The organism is Rhizobium anhuiense (assembly GCF_003985145.1).
Taxonomy (GTDB): Bacteria; Pseudomonadota; Alphaproteobacteria; order Rhizobiales; family Rhizobiaceae; genus Rhizobium; species Rhizobium anhuiense.
On record NZ_ML133526.1, the window covers coordinates 74,975 to 91,842 of the forward strand.

Annotated in this window: 17 protein-coding genes; 6 read left to right on the forward strand and 11 right to left on the reverse strand. The window is 62.7% G+C overall.

Translation table 11 applies throughout. The annotated features are described in order from the left end of the window. Positions 1 to 6 precede the first annotated feature (6 nt). From EEQ99_RS17245 to EEQ99_RS17280, 8 genes are all read right to left on the reverse strand, one after another. Positions 7 to 1,041 (reverse strand): proline racemase family protein, encoded by a 1,035-nt coding sequence (locus EEQ99_RS17245; protein ID WP_097543377.1) that lies wholly within the window; start codon positions 1,039 to 1,041, stop codon positions 7 to 9. Then, a complete protein-coding gene (locus EEQ99_RS17250) occupies positions 1,038 to 2,528 on the reverse strand; it encodes an aldehyde dehydrogenase family protein (RefSeq protein ID WP_097543425.1) in 1,491 nt (496 codons plus the stop codon). Before EEQ99_RS17250 ends, EEQ99_RS17245 begins: the two co-directional genes overlap by 4 nt. A 34-nt stretch (positions 2,529 to 2,562) precedes the next feature. Beyond that, complete coding sequence (locus EEQ99_RS17255; protein ID WP_097543376.1) at positions 2,563 to 3,801, reverse strand: NAD(P)/FAD-dependent oxidoreductase; 1,239 nt, start codon at positions 3,799 to 3,801, stop codon at positions 2,563 to 2,565. A 54-nt stretch (positions 3,802 to 3,855) separates the two neighbouring features. Further along, the gene (locus EEQ99_RS17260; protein WP_047616849.1) at positions 3,856 to 4,734 is read right to left on the reverse strand and encodes a dihydrodipicolinate synthase family protein; all 879 of its coding nucleotides are present in this window, start codon (positions 4,732 to 4,734) and stop codon (positions 3,856 to 3,858) included. Positions 4,735 to 4,763: 29 nt separating this feature from the next. After that, on the reverse strand, positions 4,764 to 5,429 hold the full coding sequence (locus EEQ99_RS17265; protein WP_047616847.1) for an amino acid ABC transporter permease: 666 nt from the start codon (positions 5,427 to 5,429) through the stop codon (positions 4,764 to 4,766). 9 nt (positions 5,430 to 5,438) lie between these two features. Continuing rightward, complete coding sequence (locus EEQ99_RS17270; protein WP_047616844.1) at positions 5,439 to 6,101, reverse strand: amino acid ABC transporter permease; 663 nt, start codon at positions 6,099 to 6,101, stop codon at positions 5,439 to 5,441. A gap of 12 nt (positions 6,102 to 6,113) precedes the next feature. Then, entirely contained in the window at positions 6,114 to 6,896 is a 783-nt protein-coding gene (locus EEQ99_RS17275; protein ID WP_047616842.1) for an amino acid ABC transporter ATP-binding protein, read from the reverse strand. A gap of 62 nt (positions 6,897 to 6,958) precedes the next feature. Beyond that, the gene (locus tag EEQ99_RS17280; RefSeq protein WP_127430792.1) at positions 6,959 to 7,792 is read right to left on the reverse strand and encodes a substrate-binding periplasmic protein; all 834 of its coding nucleotides are present in this window, start codon (positions 7,790 to 7,792) and stop codon (positions 6,959 to 6,961) included. 199 nt (positions 7,793 to 7,991) lie between these two features. On the opposite strand from EEQ99_RS17280, the gene EEQ99_RS17285 reads away from it, so the two are divergent. Both EEQ99_RS17285 and EEQ99_RS17290 read left to right on the forward strand, forming a co-directional pair. Beyond that, entirely contained in the window at positions 7,992 to 8,711 is a 720-nt protein-coding gene (locus EEQ99_RS17285) for a GntR family transcriptional regulator (RefSeq protein WP_097543375.1), read from the forward strand. Then, positions 8,677 to 9,498, forward strand: coding sequence for a pyrroline-5-carboxylate reductase (locus EEQ99_RS17290; protein WP_373289092.1), 822 nt, complete (start codon positions 8,677 to 8,679; stop codon positions 9,496 to 9,498). Before EEQ99_RS17285 ends, EEQ99_RS17290 begins: the two co-directional genes overlap by 35 nt. On the opposite strand, the gene EEQ99_RS17295 is transcribed toward EEQ99_RS17290, so the two are convergent. Further along, entirely contained in the window at positions 9,495 to 10,043 is a 549-nt protein-coding gene (locus tag EEQ99_RS17295; RefSeq protein ID WP_063474180.1) for a cupin domain-containing protein, read from the reverse strand. The genes EEQ99_RS17290 and EEQ99_RS17295 overlap by 4 nt on opposite strands. 139 nt (positions 10,044 to 10,182) lie before the next feature. Here EEQ99_RS17295 and aptA point away from each other — a divergent pair, with 139 nt between their 5' ends. Continuing rightward, positions 10,183 to 11,517 (forward strand): omega-aminotransferase AptA, encoded by a 1,335-nt coding sequence (gene aptA, locus EEQ99_RS17300; RefSeq protein WP_097543373.1) that lies wholly within the window; start codon positions 10,183 to 10,185, stop codon positions 11,515 to 11,517. A 40-nt stretch (positions 11,518 to 11,557) separates the two neighbouring features. Here the strand turns inward: aptA and EEQ99_RS17305 are convergent, their stop codons facing one another. Beyond that, positions 11,558 to 12,040 carry an Lrp/AsnC family transcriptional regulator gene (locus EEQ99_RS17305; RefSeq protein ID WP_047616969.1) on the reverse strand — a complete coding sequence of 161 codons (483 nt, stop codon included), beginning with the start codon at positions 12,038 to 12,040 and terminating at the stop codon, positions 11,558 to 11,560. A gap of 104 nt (positions 12,041 to 12,144) precedes the next feature. On the opposite strand from EEQ99_RS17305, the gene EEQ99_RS17310 reads away from it, so the two are divergent. From EEQ99_RS17310 to EEQ99_RS17320, 3 genes are read left to right on the forward strand one after another with little or no spacing between them, the layout of a single operon-like run. After that, positions 12,145 to 13,356 carry a diaminopropionate ammonia-lyase gene (locus tag EEQ99_RS17310; protein WP_047616837.1) on the forward strand — a complete coding sequence of 404 codons (1,212 nt, stop codon included), beginning with the start codon at positions 12,145 to 12,147 and terminating at the stop codon, positions 13,354 to 13,356. Beyond that, positions 13,353 to 14,600 (forward strand): Zn-dependent hydrolase, encoded by a 1,248-nt coding sequence (locus EEQ99_RS17315; RefSeq protein ID WP_097543371.1) that lies wholly within the window; start codon positions 13,353 to 13,355, stop codon positions 14,598 to 14,600. Before EEQ99_RS17310 ends, EEQ99_RS17315 begins: the two co-directional genes overlap by 4 nt. Further along, positions 14,597 to 15,757 carry a M20 aminoacylase family protein gene (locus EEQ99_RS17320; protein ID WP_097543370.1) on the forward strand — a complete coding sequence of 387 codons (1,161 nt, stop codon included), beginning with the start codon at positions 14,597 to 14,599 and terminating at the stop codon, positions 15,755 to 15,757. The genes EEQ99_RS17315 and EEQ99_RS17320 overlap by 4 nt, the downstream gene beginning before the upstream one ends. 21 nt (positions 15,758 to 15,778) lie before the next feature. On the opposite strand, the gene EEQ99_RS17325 is transcribed toward EEQ99_RS17320, so the two are convergent. Further along, positions 15,779 to 16,801, reverse strand: a complete 1,023-nt coding sequence (locus EEQ99_RS17325; RefSeq protein WP_097543369.1) for a helix-turn-helix transcriptional regulator — start codon at positions 16,799 to 16,801, stop codon at positions 15,779 to 15,781. Positions 16,802 to 16,868: the final 67 nt, after the last annotated feature.

Consider the following 16,868-nt stretch of genomic DNA (forward strand, 5'->3'; position numbering starts at 1 on the left):
TGGCTCCTAACCGAGCAGGCCGACCTGGGGACCCCAGGTGTCGGACAGGGCAAATCCTGCTGCGAAGGGATCGTCGTCGGAGATACGCAACTGCTCCCGGCCATAGACGTAGGCCCGGCCGGTTATTCTCGGTAGAACGGCGCGGCGGCCGCCCACCTCGGTCTCGCCGATCGCCTCCGCGAGAAACTCACCGCCGATGATCGACCGGGACGTCCTGCGGTCGCCGACGGCGACCTCGCCGCGCGCATGCAGCACGGCAAGATTCGCCGAGCTGCCGGTCCCGCACGGCGAACGATCGACGCGGCCGGGCCGCAGCGTCGTGCAGGTCCGCACCGCGCCGTCGGCTTCGCATCCGCGAAACATCACATAGGCGATCTCGTCGATACCGCTGAGGACAGGATGAGCGACCGAGACCTGGCCTGATAGAAGCAACTTCAGCTCGATGCCGGCTTCCGCCAGCAGCCGCGCATTGGCAGGCGCAATATCGAAGCCGAACTGCTCGACATCCACCAGCGCATAGTAGACGCCGCCGAAGGCGACGTCGATCTTGATGCGGCCCCATTTCGGCGTGTCCACCTCCCTGTCCAGCGCTTCGGCAAAGCTCGGCACGTTGTCGAGGCTGACGGACAGGCAGCGGCCGTCGCGGCAGGCGGCGCGCGCGACGATGAGGCCGGCCGGCGTATCCAGGCGGACGATCGTCTCCGGTTCCGACATCGCCACCTGCCCGCTTTCGAGAAGTGCGGTGACCACGCAGATACAGTTGCTGCCGGACATGGCGTGGGCGCGATCGGCCTGGAGGACGATGAAGCCGGCGTCCGCATCGCTGCGTGTCGGCTCGACCAGCAGGTTGACCGACATGGCGACATTGGCGCGTGGCTCGAAGGTGACGAAGCGGCGCAGGCTGTCGTCGACCGTGTTGATGTGGTCCATTTTGTCGAGCATCGTGGCGCCGGGTATTTCAGGCGCTCCCGACATAATGACCTTGCCGATCTCGCCCTGGCAGTGGACCTGCAGCAGATCGAGGGTCCGGTTCCAGTTCATTCGGCCGCCTCCGGCTTGATGTACCAGCCCCAGGAATCCTCGCTGGCGAAGCGGGTGATCTGCTTGGTCTCGAGATAGTTGTCGAGACCCCAGCGTCCGAGTTCGCGGCCGATGCCGGATTCCTTGTAGCCGCCCCAGGGCGCCTCGGTGAATGTCGGCTGCGAGCAGTTGATCCAGACGATCCCGGCGCGGAAGGCGGCCGCGACGCGCTCAGCCCGGATGTCGTCCTTCGACATGACGGCGGCCGCCAGACCGAAGCGGGAATCATTGGCGAGTTCGACCGCCTCCGCTTCTGACTTGAACGGCCGGATGCAGACGACGGGTCCGAAGATCTCTTCCACCCAAGCGGCGCTGTCGAGCGGAACGTCGGTCAGAACGGTCGGCTGGAGGTAGTAACCCTTGTCGAATCCTTCGGGGCGGACGCCGCCGCAGGCGACGGTCGCGCCGGCCCGCCGCGCCTCCTCGATCGCCGCGACGACCTGCTCGTGCTGACGCTTGGAAACCAGCGGCCCAAGCAGCACGCCCTCGTCCAGGCCATTGCCGATCTTGATCTTGTTGGTTTCCTCGACCAGACGCGCGAGCAAACCTTCGTAGATGGTGTCCTGCACGAGGACTCTTGACGTCGCCGAGCAGACCTGACCCTGGTTCCAGAAGATGCCGAACATGATCCATTCGACGGCCTTGTCGATATCGGCGTCCTCGAAGACGACGAAGGGCGACTTGCCGCCGAGCTCCAGGCTGACGCGCTTGATATCGCGGGCGGCGGCCGCCATGATTTTCGAGCCGACCGGGCCGGAGCCGGTAAAGGCGAGTTTATCCACTTGCTTGTGATCGATGATCGCCTGGCCGGCGACCGATCCGGCGCCGGTTACGATGTTGAGGACACCTGGAGGCAACCCGGCTTGATCGGCGACATCAGCCAGTTCGAGCGCCGTCAGCGATGTCAGTTCGGCGGGCTTCAGCACCACGGTGCAGCCGGCGGCGAGTGCGGGGGCAACCTTCCATGCCGCCATCAGCAGCGGGTAGTTCCAGGGAATGATGGCGCCGGCCACGCCGATCGGTTCGCGCACCGCCTTGGAGGTGAAGCGCTGGTCGGGAAGCGCGATCGCCTCCTCGGGATTGTTGTCGAGCTGTTCGGCCAGACCCGCATAGAAATCGAAGCAGCCGGCCGCGTCGGCGATGTCCCAGTCGGCCTCCGGAAACGGCTTGCCGTTGTCAAGAACTTCGAGGCGGGCGATCTCGGCCTGACGGGCGCGGATTCCGTTGGCAATCGCGCGAAGATATCCGGCGCGCTGGGCGCCCGTCAGCTTCGGCCAGCCGCCCTTGTCGAAGGCCCGGCGAGCCGCTTTGACGGCGAGATCGACATCTTCGGCTGTTGCGGCTCCGATCGTCTGGATCACCTCCTCCGTCGCGGGGTTGGTCACCTCGCAGGCGCCGCCCTTGACCGGCTTCACCCATTTTCCGTCGATATAGAGTTCGCTTCGCATGTTCACTCCCTTTCTCCTTGCGACGGCACCGCTCTCAGAAGCGATCGACGCGATAGGGTTGCATATCCACGGGCGGCTGAACGCCGGTGATGAGGTCGGCCATCAGACGGCCGGTCGTGGCCGCATAGGTAAGGCCGAGATGTCCGTGGCCGGTTGCGTACCAGACGTTGCGGCGCTTGGCTGATGGACCCATGACCGGAACGGTGTCAGGCAGCGCCGGGCGATGCCCCATCCACTCCGTCGCCTGCCGGACCTGCAGATCCGGCAATGCCTCCTGAGCCCGCTTCACCAGGATCTTCGCGCGCCGATAATCCGGGGACGCGTCGAGGCCGGCCATCTCGACCGTGCCGCCGACGCGGATGCCGCCCGCCGTCGGCGTGACCATGAAGGCGCGCGCCGGCCAGATGATGGAATGGCGCATCGAGATACCGGGCTCCATGATCTGCGTGTGGTAGCCGCGCTCGGTTTCGAGCGGGATATGTTCGCGCAGCAGAGCGGAAAGCCGGGCGGTGAAGGCGCCGGCAGCCAGCACGACCTTCTCGGTCGTAAGACTGCGCCCGTCCGCCAGCCGGAGAGCGGAAACACCGGCCTCGCCCTGCTCTAAGCCGGCGATCTCACCACGGACGGTCCTGCCGCCGAGCGCCTCGAACCTTTCGGCAAGGGCGGTGACAAGCCTGTAGGGGTCGATGATCGACCGGTTGTCGGGAAAGAGCACCGCGTTGCCGATCTTCGTCGTCAAAAAAGGCTCGAGCTCCCGGATGGCGTTGCCGCCGAGAATTTCATACCTGAAGCCGAACCGTTCCAGGATTTCGATATGCTCGCGATCGGCCTTGAATTCGGCCTCGTCAGTATAGAGGCTGAGGCAGCCCTCGGCAGTCAGCATGTGCGTCAGGCCGGTTTCCTTCAGCAGCGCGTCCAGATCGTCGTAGACGCGGCCGCAGAGCGCGGCGCCGGCCGCCTCCAGCGCCCTCAGCTTGGAAGGACGGCTGGCGGCCAGGAACCTGAGGAACCAGGGCACCAGCTTCGGCAGGTAGCCAGGCCGGATGCGTACCGGCCCCTCCGGATCGAGCAGCCATTTCGGCATCTGCGCCCAGATGCCGGGCCGCGAGGCCGGCATGAACTCGGTGACGGCGATACTTGCCATGTTGCCGTAGGAAGCGCCGCGGCCCGGCGCGTCGCGATCGACAAGCGTCACGGAAAGGCCGCGGCGCTGGAGTTCATAGGCGATGGTGACGCCGATAATGCCGGCGCCGACGACCACGATGGATGACACGGCGAACCTCACGATTTCAGTGGTCCCTGGCGCGGCTTGGCCGCTCCAGATCTGTTACCAATTCAGGATCGGCTGCATCGCGGCCTTGAATTCGGCCTTTTCCTCCGGTGTCAGTTCGCCGAGCGGCGCGCGGCATATACCCACGGGCAAGCCCTGAAGCTCGCAGCCATACTTGATCTTCTGCACGAACTTGCCGCTTTCGAGGATGTTCATCGCCCGGTAGAGCGTTTTCATCTGCTTGCGCGCCTTATCCAGATCGCCGGATCGGAACGTGCGGTCGAGGTCACAGCAGGCCTTGGCCATGCAGTTCGACGGTCCGCAGATCCAGCTTTCGGCGCCCCAGAACATGAAGTCGAGCGCGATATCGTCAGAGCCGCTGACAAGCTGGATCTTGCCGTCATAGCGGCTGGCGATGTCGACCGCGCGCTGCAGCACGCCCGAGCTTTCCTTGATCCCGATCACGCGCGGATTATCGGCAAATTGATCCATCAGCTCGAAACTGATGTCCGAACCATCCTTGGCCGGATAGGAATAGAGGACGAGGCTCACATCGACGGCGCCGAGGACGGCCTCATAGTGCTTGATGAGCTCCGCTTGTGTCGGACGGGTATAAAATGGCGGCGCCAGCAGGACCGTGTCATAACCGATATCTCTCGCCATCGCCGTCTGCTCGATCACCTCGCGGGTGGCGGGCGCGTTGGTGCCGGCGATCAGAATTTCGCCCGGCCTGGCGAAATCCTTGACGAACTGCAGCACGTCGCGGCGCTCTTCCCTGGATTGGCTGAAATACTCTCCGGTCGAGCCGTTTGGAACCCAGCCGGTGACGCCTGCCTCGCGCAGATGCGTCAGAAGCCTTTCGAACGCCTTGAAGTCGATCCTGTTGTTCGCGTCGAAGGGAGTGATGAGCGCGGGCATGACGCCGGAAAGTTTCATGGGATTTCTCCTGTCCTGGGAAAGACTGATTAGATTGCGAGCTTCTTGAGAATGCGCCCCTCGATGAGGGAGACGGCCCGCGTGAGTGGGAAGGCGATGACGAAGTAGATGAGGGCGACGACCGTCAGCACTTCGACGGGACGGGCGGTGTTGTTGGAGATGTTCTGGCCGACGAACATCAGGTCCGCCATGCCGACGGCCGAGACCAGGGCGCTCTCCTTGAAGAGGCTGACGCAGTTCGACAACAGCGTTGGGATTGCGCGCAGCACCGCCTGCGGCAGCACGACGTTGACGACCTGGGCCCTTTTCGGAAGACCGAGGGCGACGCAGGCGTCCAGCTGCTCCCGGCCGATCGACTTGAGGCTCGCCCGAAAGGTCTCGCTGGTGATCGCCCCCATATAGAGCGTCAGCGCGATGACGCCGGACGCCAGGTTCGAGAGCTCGACGCCGAGGAGCAGCGGCAGGCAGAAGAAGATCCAGAAGAGCTGGATAAGCACCGGCGTGCCGCGGAAGAATTCGACATAGGCGCCCGAGACCGCGCGAAGCGCGAGGTTGCGCGACGTCCTCATCAGGCCGACGAGAAAGCCGAGGGTGCATCCGAGCACGATGCAGATGACCGTCAGCTTGATCGTCATCCACAGGCCGAGCAGAAGGGCGTTTTCGAAACGCAGCAGGATCGAGAAGTCGAGAGTCATCCGGGCCTCCTAGCTGACGAGGATCTGGCGGCGGCGTTCAAGCAGGCCGACGATCTGGGTTATCGGGAAGGACACGGCGAAATAAATGAGAGCGACGACGGTGAAGGTCTCGATCGGGCGATAGGTCTCGGTGGCCAGCGTCTTGCCCTGGTACATCAGGTCCTGGATCGCCACGATCGCAACCAGCGCGCTCTGCTGGAAGATGACGATGCCGTTGGTCAGAAGCACCGGGATCGAGGCGCGGAAGGCCGTCGGGAAGACGATGTGGAGCACGCGCTGCAGCGGATTGAGGCCGAGCGCGATGCCGGCGTCGAGCTGTTCGCGCGGCACCGCCTGGATGGACGCCCGGTACGCCTCGGCGTTGAACGCCATCAGATTGAGGCCGAGCGCCATGATGCCCATCGTCACCGGGTCGAGGAAGACGTCGAACAGCATCGGTACGCAATAGAATATCCAGACGATCTGGACGATGGCCGGCGTGCAGCGGAAGAATTCGACGAACAGCATGAACGGCAGCCGGACGATCCGGTAAGGGCTCATGATCAGCAAAGCGAGCGCGAAGCCGAAGACGATACCGATGACATTTGCCGCAGCCGTCAGTTCCAGCGAAACCCACAACCCCTGCAGAAGCGGCGCCAGCGAAACCGCGTTGAAGTCGAACGTGTAGTTCATGGGTGCCCCTCCCTACTGCTTGATATGGAAGACGCGGTCGATGAATTCCTTGGTGCGCTCCTCGCGCGGGGCGCCGAGCACCTGCTCGGGAGGGCCGTCCTCGACGACCACGCCACCGGCGCAGAAGATCACGCGGGAGGCGATGTTTTTGGCGAACCACATGTCATGGGTGACGATCATCATCGGCATGTCCTGGGCGGCGAGTTGCAGGATCACCTGCTCCACCTCGCTGACGAGCTCGGGGTCGAGGGCCGACGTGACTTCGTCGAAAAGCATCAGCTTCGGGTCGAGCATGAGTGCGCGGGCGATGGCGACACGCTGCTTCTGGCCGCCAGAAAGCTGGGCCGGATAGGCCTTGGACTTGGCGCCGAGCCCGAACCGCTCGAGCAGCGCCTGAGCGCGGGCCGCGGCCTTCGCCTTGGCTTCTCCACGCACTTTGCAGGGAGCGAGGATCAGGTTCTGAAGGACGTTGAGATGCGGAAACAGCGTGTAATGCTGAAAGACCATGCCGATCGACCGGCGGACATTGGTGTCGATCTGGGTCTTCCTCCCCGCACCGTCGGAAGAAATATAAGGCTTTCCATCGAAATTGACCGAACCGCTGTCGATCTGCTCCAGCCCCATCATCACTCTCAGCAGCGTGCTCTTGCCGCCGCCGCTCGGACCGATGACGACGACACGTTCGCCGGGCTTCATTTCGATGTCGATGCCTTTCAGCACCTGAATGGCTCCGTTGCCATAGCTTTTGTGGAGCGCCTGCATTTTCACGAGGGGAAGGCTGAAGGACGTGGTCATGCCAATCTCCGATGATCGAAGCTGGAGAGGGCCGGCGCGATCTTCGCACCGGCCCGGCGAGATTACTTTGCGCCCTTGAGGACTTCGTCGACCGCCTTCTTGATCAGCTCGTCGACGTGACCGGTCGCGACCTTCTCTTCGAGGAAGATATCGACCACTTCGACGTCGGCAGCCGAAAGATTATGCGGCAGGCCGAAGGCGACGCCCTGCTTGGCGAGCGCCGGCGTCGGGTTGAGCGCCACCGCCCAATCCGGGTTCGACTGGGTGAAGAGCTGGTTGGTGTCGGAGGCGTCGACCAGGATGTCGGCGCGCTTCGAGGTCACCGCCAGGCGGGTCTCGTCATTGCCGGGAAGACGCATGATCGTGGCGTTCTTCACCGCCGCGGAAATGGCCTTGTCCTGCGCAGTGCCGGACATGACGGCGAGCGTCACGCCTGCTGTGTCGATATCGGCGACCGAGGCAGCACCAGCCGTAATTTTCGGATTGTTTTTGTTATAGGCGAGCGAGATCTGGTACTCCATCGCCGGGATCGAGAACTGCACCGCCATGGCGCGCGTCGGCGTCCGGTTCAGCGCCAGCGACAGATCCCATTTGCCCGCCTGCAGGCCGGCGACGATATTGTCCCAGGTCGTATCGACGAATTCGGGCTTCACCTTCAGGACATCGGCGAATTCCTTGCAGAGATCGGCGAAGAAGCCGGAATATTCGCCGGTCGCCGGATCGCGCATGACATAGGGCGGCGCGACAGCCGCACCGCAGCGCAGCACACCCGCCTTCTGCACGCCCTGCCAATATCCCTCGGCGGTCTCAGCCCGTGCGGCGGTTGCGGAAAGGCCTCCCATCAGGGCGAGCGCGGGCAGCGCCCGCAAGGCGGACGTCATCAACTTCGAAAGCATCGGCATTCCTCTTTTGCTGTGCGCGAAGCGCGCGGTTCCACTCGTCGGCTGTAGCCGTTTCTGTTATTTTCTTGTCGGCTCCGTGTCGACTGGCAATATTAAGTCAACAGCGTGTCGACAAAGTCAAGTGGAAAAATTACATTGCCGACACGCTGTTTTTCTGGCCCAATGGCATCCGCGTCGAGAGAAAGGGACCTAAGTGTCTGATGAATCGGAAGTGAAACGAATCCGCGGGACCGGCTGGAAGAACGTCTACGAAACGCTTCGCAACGAGATCCTGGCACTCACTTTGCCGCCCGGTCAGCTTCTCGATGAGATGACGCTTGCCGAGCGTTTCGACATGTCGCGCTCGCCGGTCCGCGAGGCCCTGATCCGGCTCGGCGCCGACGAACTGGTGGTGACGCTTTCGAACCGAAGCACGATCGTGGCGCCGATCGAAGTGGCGACGTTTCCGAAATATGTGGAAGCGCTCGACATCGCGCAGCGCATGAATACGCGGCTTGCCGCAGCATTGAGGACCGATGCCGACCTGAAGATCATCACCAAGCGGCTGAAGTCGTTCGAAGCGGCTGTTAAAACCGGCAATCATCTGGCCATGTCGGAAGCTAACAAGGAATTCCACATGGCGATCGCCCATGCCGGAAAAAACCAGTATCTGGCCTCGTTCTACGAGAAACTGCTGTCGCAGGGGCAGCGCATGCTCCACCTGCATTTCGAATATCTGGAGCGGACCCACGAGGGCTACCTCCTGACCGACGAGCACTCACTCATGCTGAATGCCATCAGGGACAAGGACGTGGAGCTCGCCGACGAACTCGCCCATGCCCATACCCGCCAGTTCCAGGACAATTTCATCAATTTCATGCGCGAGAACTACACGACGGATGTCGCGTTGGGCCCGCTGCGGGCCGCGGAGTAATCACGTGACAGTCAAGGCTATTGGATTCGTCGGCACCGGCGCGATTACCGAAGCGATGGTTCGCGGGCTTCTCGCAGAACCGGCCTATGCCTCCGAGATTCACGTCTCTCCACGAAGCGCTCACATCGCCGCGACGCTCGTCGACGAATTCGCCGCCGTCAGAATTGCCAAGGACAACCAGGACGTCGTCGATCACAGCGACATGGTGTTCCTGGCGATACGGCCGCAGGTCGCCGAGGAGGTCGTGCAGGCGCTGTCGTTCAGGGATGGCCAGATGGTCGTCAGCCTCGTTGCGGCGACGGAGCGCCAAGCCCTCTCCGAATGGATCGGCGCCGACGTGCATCTCGTGCAGGCGATCCCCCTGCCCTTCGTCGCCGACCGGCAAGGCGTCACCGCCATCTATCCGCCTGATACCGCCGTCGCCGCGCTTTTCGATATGCTCGGAACGGCTGTGCAATGCCAGTCGAGGAAGGAATACGATCTTCTCGCGGCAGCGAGCGCAATGATGTCGACCTATTTCGGCATCATGGAGCAGGTTGCCGTCTGGCTGGAAAGATGCGGCCTCGAAAAGGCGAAGGGACAGGCCTATATCGCCCCGCTCTTTGCAAGCCTCGCGCAGAAAGCGAACAGCCCCGGCAACGAACCGTTCAGCGCGCTGAGCCGCGAATTCGCGACCAAGGGCGGACTGAACGAGCAGGTTTTTTCCGACTTCGAGAAGAAGGGCGGCCTTGCCGCTCTGACCGCCGCACTCGACGGCGTGCTTGCCCGCATCGAGGGCAGGAACTAAAAGGTCGGCGGCGTGCAGGCGCTGATAACCTCGCAGGGCACGGGCCCGACGCAGCGGAAACGGTGCGGGCGCCTGCTTTCGAAATAGTAGGCGTCACCCGGTCCAAGGATGCGCCGCTCGTCGTCGACCGTGACCTCGAGCCTTCCCGAGAGCACGATCCCGCCCTCCTCCCCCTCGTGAACAAGGGGAACCTTTCCGGTGTCGGCGCCCGGCTGGTAGCATTCCTTGAGGATTTGCAGGCTGCGTCCGAACAGGTTTTCCCCAACCTGCCTGTAGGAGATGGGACCCTTGCCGATCTCCACCAGTTCCTCGGCCGCATAAAAAGCCTTCTTTGGACGTTCGGGCTCGAAGGCGAAGAATTCCGCCAGACCGATGGGAATGCCGTCGAGAATCCGCTTCAAGGCCCCGACCGACGGATTGGAGGCGTTCGATTCGATCAGCGAGATCGTCGAATTGGGAACGCCGGTGCGTTTGGCGAGCTCGCGCTGGGAAAGCTTATGGGCGATGCGGAGATGGCGAAGGCGGCTGCCGATATCGACGGACATGATGAGTTCGTTTGTCTTGTTCAGAATATCGAAAACATATCCTTTCATTCCTTATATTTCAATTGGTTACAACGATAAAGAAAAGGACTTGTTTGAAAAGGAGAAATCGCCATTCTCGGCGCATTCCAAGGAGACCAGGATGGACCAGCTCAACAAGACGAACGCGCCCGTACTCGAAAATTTCTGGATGCCGTTCACCGCCAACCGGCAGTTCAAGGCGACGCCGCGGCTTCTCGCGGCCGCAGAGGGCATGTACTACACCGACGTTGATGGACATCAGGTGCTTGATGGCACGGCCGGCCTCTGGTGCTGCAATGCCGGCCACGGCCGCAAGAAGATCGCGCAAGCGGTCGAGCGGCAGCTTGCAACGCTCGACTATGCGCCGACCTTTCAGATGGGGCATCCGATCGCCTTCGACTTCGCCGCGAAATTGGCCGCGAATGCGCCGGGCGGTCCGCAAGCCAAACTCGACAGGGTGTTCTTCACCGGCTCGGGTTCGGAATCGGTCGATACGGCGCTGAAGATCGCCATCGCCTACCAGCGCGCCATCGGCCAGGGCACCCGCACGCGGATCATCGGGCGCGAAAAGGGCTATCACGGCGTCGGCTTCGGCGGCATTTCCGTCGGCGGCCTGGTCAACAATCGCCGGGTTTTCCCGCAAATACCGGCCGACCATATGCGCCATACGCTCGACATCGAGCGCAACGCATTTTCGAAGGGCCTTCCCGCTCATGGCGTCGAACTGGCGGATGATCTCGAGCGGCTGGTGCAACTGCACGGCGCCGAAACCATCGCCGCCGTCATCGTCGAGCCGATGTCGGGATCGGCGGGCGTGGTCCTGCCTGCGAAGGGTTATCTGGAAAAGCTGCGCGCGACTGCCGACAAGCACGGAATCCTACTAATCTTCGACGAGGTCATCACCGGCTTCGGGCGTCTCGGCGCTCCTTTCGCGACCGACTATTTCGGCGTCGCGCCCGACCTGATCACCACGGCAAAGGGCATCACCAACGGCACGATCCCGATGGGCGCGGTCTTTGCCAGCCGCGAGGTCTATGACGGCCTGATGGTAGGACCTGATAATGCGATCGAACTCTTCCACGGCTACACCTATTCCGGCCATCCGGTCGCCTGCGCAGCCGGGCTCGCGACGCTCGAGATCTACGAGGAAGAGGGCCTGCTGACCCGCGCGTCCGAGCTCGCCGAATACTGGCAGGAAGCTCTCCATTCGCTGAGAGGCTCGCCCAACGTGGTGGACATCCGCAATCTCGGCCTGGTCGGCGCGGTGGAATTGGCGCCGAGAGCCGCGGCGCCAGGAACCCGCGCCTACGACGTCTTCGTCGACTGCTTCAACAAGGGCCTGCTGATCCGCGTGACCGGCGACATCATCGCCCTCTCGCCGCCGCTGATCATCGAGAAGGCTCAGATCGACACGATCGTCTCGACGCTCAGCGATGCGTTGAAGCGCGCCGCATGACCTTCTCCCGATGCGGCGGCAAACGGGCCGCCGCATCCTGCTATCCCACCGGCACCCCAAGCCCGACCTTGACCCGATCCATTGCGACGAAGGTCCGGAAGCGTTTGACGTTGTTGTTGCCGAAGAAGAGCCTGCGCGTCAGAGCCTCGTAGTCGGCCATCGACGGCACGATGATGACCAGGATGAAATCCGCTTCGCCGGTGACGTAGTAGCATTGCTGGATCTCGGCCGCGGCCGTGAATTCACGCTTTGCCTGCTCGATCTGCTCGGCGGTTTCGCTGATGACCTCCACTTCGACGAAGATCGTGATGGATTGTCCGACCGCGTCCGGCTCGACGACCGAGACATCCGCCCGGATGACGCCCTCCTCCCGCATTCGCTTGATCCGACGCTGAACGGCCGGTGCGGAAAGGTTCACCGCATCGCCGATCGTTCGCTGCGGGGTCATATTGTCCCGCTGAAGAATGGCGAGGATTTTCCGGTCGAAATCGTCGAGATGCGGCGGATGAACGGGGTTGCGCAAACCGATGCTCCAATGAAACAAAATTGCAAATGAACGGCCAAATATCAGCGCCTTTTTCGTGTTCGCTGCAATAGAGTTCAACGAAACCCACATAAAGGTGCGCGATGTTTCTTTTGAACAGCACGGCAGACTATCGTCTGGCACTTGACCCGAGAGATGAGAAAACGCTCGACGCCTCCGCCGCCGTGGAGGTGGAACGCCACCTGGCTTTCCGGAAGGACCATGCGGTAACGCCGCTCGTGGCTTTGCCCGGATTGGCGAGCGAAATCGGCGTCGCCGCAATCCACGTCAAGGACGAAGGCCACCGCCTCGGGCTTGGAAGTTTCAAGGCGCTCGGGGGAGCCTATGCGGTGATCCGCCTCGTCCTCAAACAGGCCGAGCAGCAGCTTGGCCGCGTCGTCGATATGGCGGAGCTGCATTCGTCCGAGGTTCGCGCCATTGCGCAGACGATGACGGTCGCCTGTGCGACCGATGGCAATCATGGCCGTTCGGTTGCCCAGGGTGCGCAGTTGGTCGGTGCGCGCGCCGCAATCTTCGTCCACGCAGGCGTCAGCGGCGAACGCATCGCCGCCATCGCCCGCTTCGGCGCGGAGATGATCCGCGTCGAGGGAACCTATGACGACGCCGTCCGCGAAGCGGCCCGCGTGGCCGAGGCGAACGGCTGGATCATCGTTTCGGATACGTCCTGGCCGGGCTATGAGCGGATCCCCGGTCTGGTGATGCAAGGCTATACCGCCCTCGTCAGGGAAGCGCTCCGACAGATGCAGGAACCGCCGACTCATGTGTTTATCCAGTCCGGCGTCGGGGGAATTGCCGCAGCGGTCGCCGGCCATCTGGCCATCGAGTTCGGCAAAAATCGTCCCGTCTTTACGGTCGTCGATCCCGCCCGCGCGGCATGCCTGTTCGAGACGGCGCGGGCCGGGCGTCCGGTGACGGTCGCCCATGGCGAACCGACCGTCATGGCGATGCTCGAATGCTACGAACCCTCCCTTGTCGCCTGGCGGATTCTTGCCCGCGCCGCCGACGCCTTCATGACGGTGGATGAGGCGGATGCGACCGACATCATGAAGCGTCTTGCCAACCCGGTCTCCGGCGACCCCGCCGTCGTTGCCGGCGAAAGCGGCGGTGTCGGCCTCGCAGGCGCCATCAAGGCCGTCGCCGACCCGGCGCTCAGGGCAGCGCTCTCGATCGACGGCCGCTCCCGTATCTTCGTGGTGAATACGGAAGGCGCAACCGATCCCGGCAAATATCAAGAGATCGTCGGACTGTCGCCCGCAGCAGTCGCCGCCAGGAACCGTGAAGGAGCCCTGACATGACCGGACAATCGATCGATGCCGCGCGTCTCCTCGGCCGGATCCGGACGCTCGGCGAGATCGGCCAGGATGCCGACGGCCGACTGATCCGGCTGGCGGCCTCCGATACGGAGAAACTCGGCCGCGACCGGTTCGTCGCCTGGATCGAGGGCGCGGGACTTCAAGTCGCCGTCGATCGCATCGGCAATATCTTCGGCATCTGGAAGCCCGATAGCGTGACCGACAACGCACCCCTCATGCTAGGCTCGCATATCGACACGGTCATCGGTGCCGGCATTTACGACGGCTGCTACGGCACGCTTTCCGGGCTTGAAGTGATCGAAACGCTGAGGGCAGAAGGCTTGACGCCGTCTCGTCCGATTGTCGTCGCGGCCTTCACCAACGAGGAAGGCGTGCGCTACGCGCCCGATATGATGGGGTCGCTGGTCTATGCCGGCGGCCTGGATGTCGATACGGCGCTTGCCACCATCGGCACCGATGGAACGATCCTCGGCGACGAACTCGAGCGGATCGGCTATGCCGGAGAGCATCAACCAGGATTCCCTAGGCCGCATGCCTATATCGAACTCCACATCGAGCAAGGGCCGGTGCTTGAGCGCGAGGGCATTCGCCTCGGTGCCGTGGAACATCTGCAAGGCATCTCCTGGCAGAAAGTTGTTATCACGGGAGACGCCAATCACGCGGGAACGACACCGATCTCCATGCGCCGCGACGCGGGTCATGCGGCCGCACGGGTCGTGACCTTCCTGCGCGACCGGGCGCAGGCATCGAACACGCCGACGGTCGCCACCGTCGGCTGCATGCGGTTCGAACCGGATGTCATCAACGTGATCCCGTCGCGGGCGACGTTCACGGTCGATCTCCGTGACCCGGACGAAGAACGGTTGAGAGAAGAGGAAGCCGCGCTCGCGACCCTCCTGGACAGGCTATCGGCCGAGGAGCAGGTCGGCGTATCGGTGGAGAGGCTTGCCCGGTTCGAACCAGTCAAGTTCGATCAGAACATCGTGAGGCTGATCGAAGAGGCGGCGCGGGAACGGGGCCTCGCCTGCCGGCGGATGACCTCCGGTGCCGGCCACGATGCGCAGATGATCGCCAGGATCGCCCCGTCGGCGATGATCTTCGTGCCAAGCATCGGCGGTATCAGCCATAATCCGAAGGAATATACCGACGACGAGGATCTCGTCGCAGGCGCAAACATCCTGCTCGATGTCGTTCGCCGGCTTGCCACGGAAGGATTGCCGGCATGACCACCGACAAGGACGCTTTACATGCAGAGATGACGGCGTGGAGACACAATCTTCACACGTACCCCGAATTCGGCTTCGAGGAGCAGCGGACCTCCGCCTTCGTCGCCGCAAAGCTGCGGGAATTCGGATTCGACGAGATCGTCGAGGGCGTCGGCGGCACAGGAGTCGTCGCAACGCTGAAGCGCGGCAGCGGCAACCGCGCCATCGCGCTGCGCGCCGACATGGATGCACTCAGGATCAGCGAACAGACGACCGTCCCGCACCGATCTCAAAACCCGGGCGTCATGCATGCCTGCGGTCACGACGGCCACACCACGATGCTGCTCGGCGCCGCAAAGATCCTGGCTGGTGAAGGCGGCTTCGACGGCACCGTGCGCTTCATCTTCCAACCGGCCGAAGAATGGGGCAAGGGGGCGCTGGCGATGATCGCCGACGGGCTCTTCGAAAGATTTCCCTTCGACGAGATCTACGGCATCCACAACATGCCGGGGATCGGCGTCGGCAGCTTCCAAACGCGCCCTGACGCGATCATGTCGGCCGAGGACAATTTCGAGATTACGCTGACGGGCATCGGCGGCCATGCCGCAAGGCCGCACTGGGGCAACGAGGTGCTCGTCGCGGCATGTGCGCTCGTGACCAATCTGCAGACCATCGTCTCCAGGCGGCTGGATCCGGCCGATATCGGCGTCGTGTCCGTCACGGAACTGATCACCGACGGCACGAGGAATGCGCTCCCCGGCCTCGCTCGCATTCTGGGCGATGCCCGCAGCTTCCGTTCGGAGATCAGCGAGACGATCGAGAAGCAGATGCGCCTGATCGCCGAGGGCACGGCCATGACCTACAACGTCAAGGCCGATGTGATCTACACCAGGGAATTCGTGCCTCTCATGAACGACCCTGTCTTGACGGAGGAAGCCCTGACCGTGGCACGTGATCTCTACGGTGTTTCGAACGTCGCCATCGCGAGTAAGCCGATGACTGGATCCGAAGACTTCGCGCAGTTCCTCGCGCGCGTGCCGGGCTGTTTCGTATTCCTGGGCAATGGCGTCCACTCGCCGCCGCTCCATAACCCGACCTATGACTTCAACGACGCCGGCCTCTCGCATGGAGCAAACTTTCACGCAGGGATTGTTCGTCGACGGCTCCACACAGGCTGATCTGTGAGACCGGGTGAGCGCTCAGCGCTTCAAGGTCTGAGACGGCAACTGGCCGAAGCGCTTCCTGTATTCGGCTGCAAATCGCCCCAGATGCGTGAAGCCCCATCTCAGCGCGATGTCCGCAATGCCCTGCCTGGCGTCGGATTCGAGCAAATCGCGATGGGCGGCAACCATCCGAAGTTCCTGCAGGTAGGCCATCGGGGTCGTATCCCTGAACTGCCGGAAACCCTGTTGCAAAGTCCGAACGCTGACCTTGGCTGCAATCGCGATGTCGTTGAGCGAAATCGGCTCGGCGATGTGTTCGTGCATGAAGTCGATCGCCCACTTCACATGGCGTGGGGCCGGTGTCGGTGCAGGGAGCGCAAGCTCGTTCGAATAGCGATTGGGACAGGCCTCCAGAAGCAGATAGATCGCGGCGTCGCAGAGCGAGCCGGCGGCCAGCGGCGACCGTTGCAGCGGTCCGTTGCCGCTGAGCCCGCGATGGAGGTTCGAGACAAGTTGCTGCAATACAAGCCCCGGACCGGTCGTCAGATCGATGTGAGGATGAAAATCGATGTCGCCGCTGATCGTTCGTTCGAACATCTGCGTGAGGTGGCTGATGATCTTCGCCTGATCGACGAACAGGCCGAAATGACGGCGAGGCCCAAACAGGCGGGCGCCTGCGGCACGACCTGCCTCAAGGATCGTACCACGCGCGGGGACCGAGTATATTTGCTCCCGCATGCCGTCGAAGAACGCGTTTCCCTCCATCGGCAGAAAAACGATCATCCTGTCGCTGGTCGCCTCCCGCCTGATCAGGATCGTGCCTTCGTAGGTGCAGTCGGCTACGGTCACCTCGTCTCCCACGGAGACGAAATTGCAGCGGTACGCTATGGGCATATTGCCTTCCGCCACAACTTTGATCGGGGAGTTTGGCGTCGACAATACTTCCGAAAGCGCGTCCGGGTCTGTTCCGCTATGCGCCGTCTCCCGAAACGACATGCTCTGCATTGCCAGCTGCCGGGTGAGGCCGGCATTGTTATATGCTTGAGAACTAATGGACATTCTGGACCTCGAAAGACGAGGCGCACAAGCGACACTGGATTTGTGCAATCATGTTCATCCCTCTTTT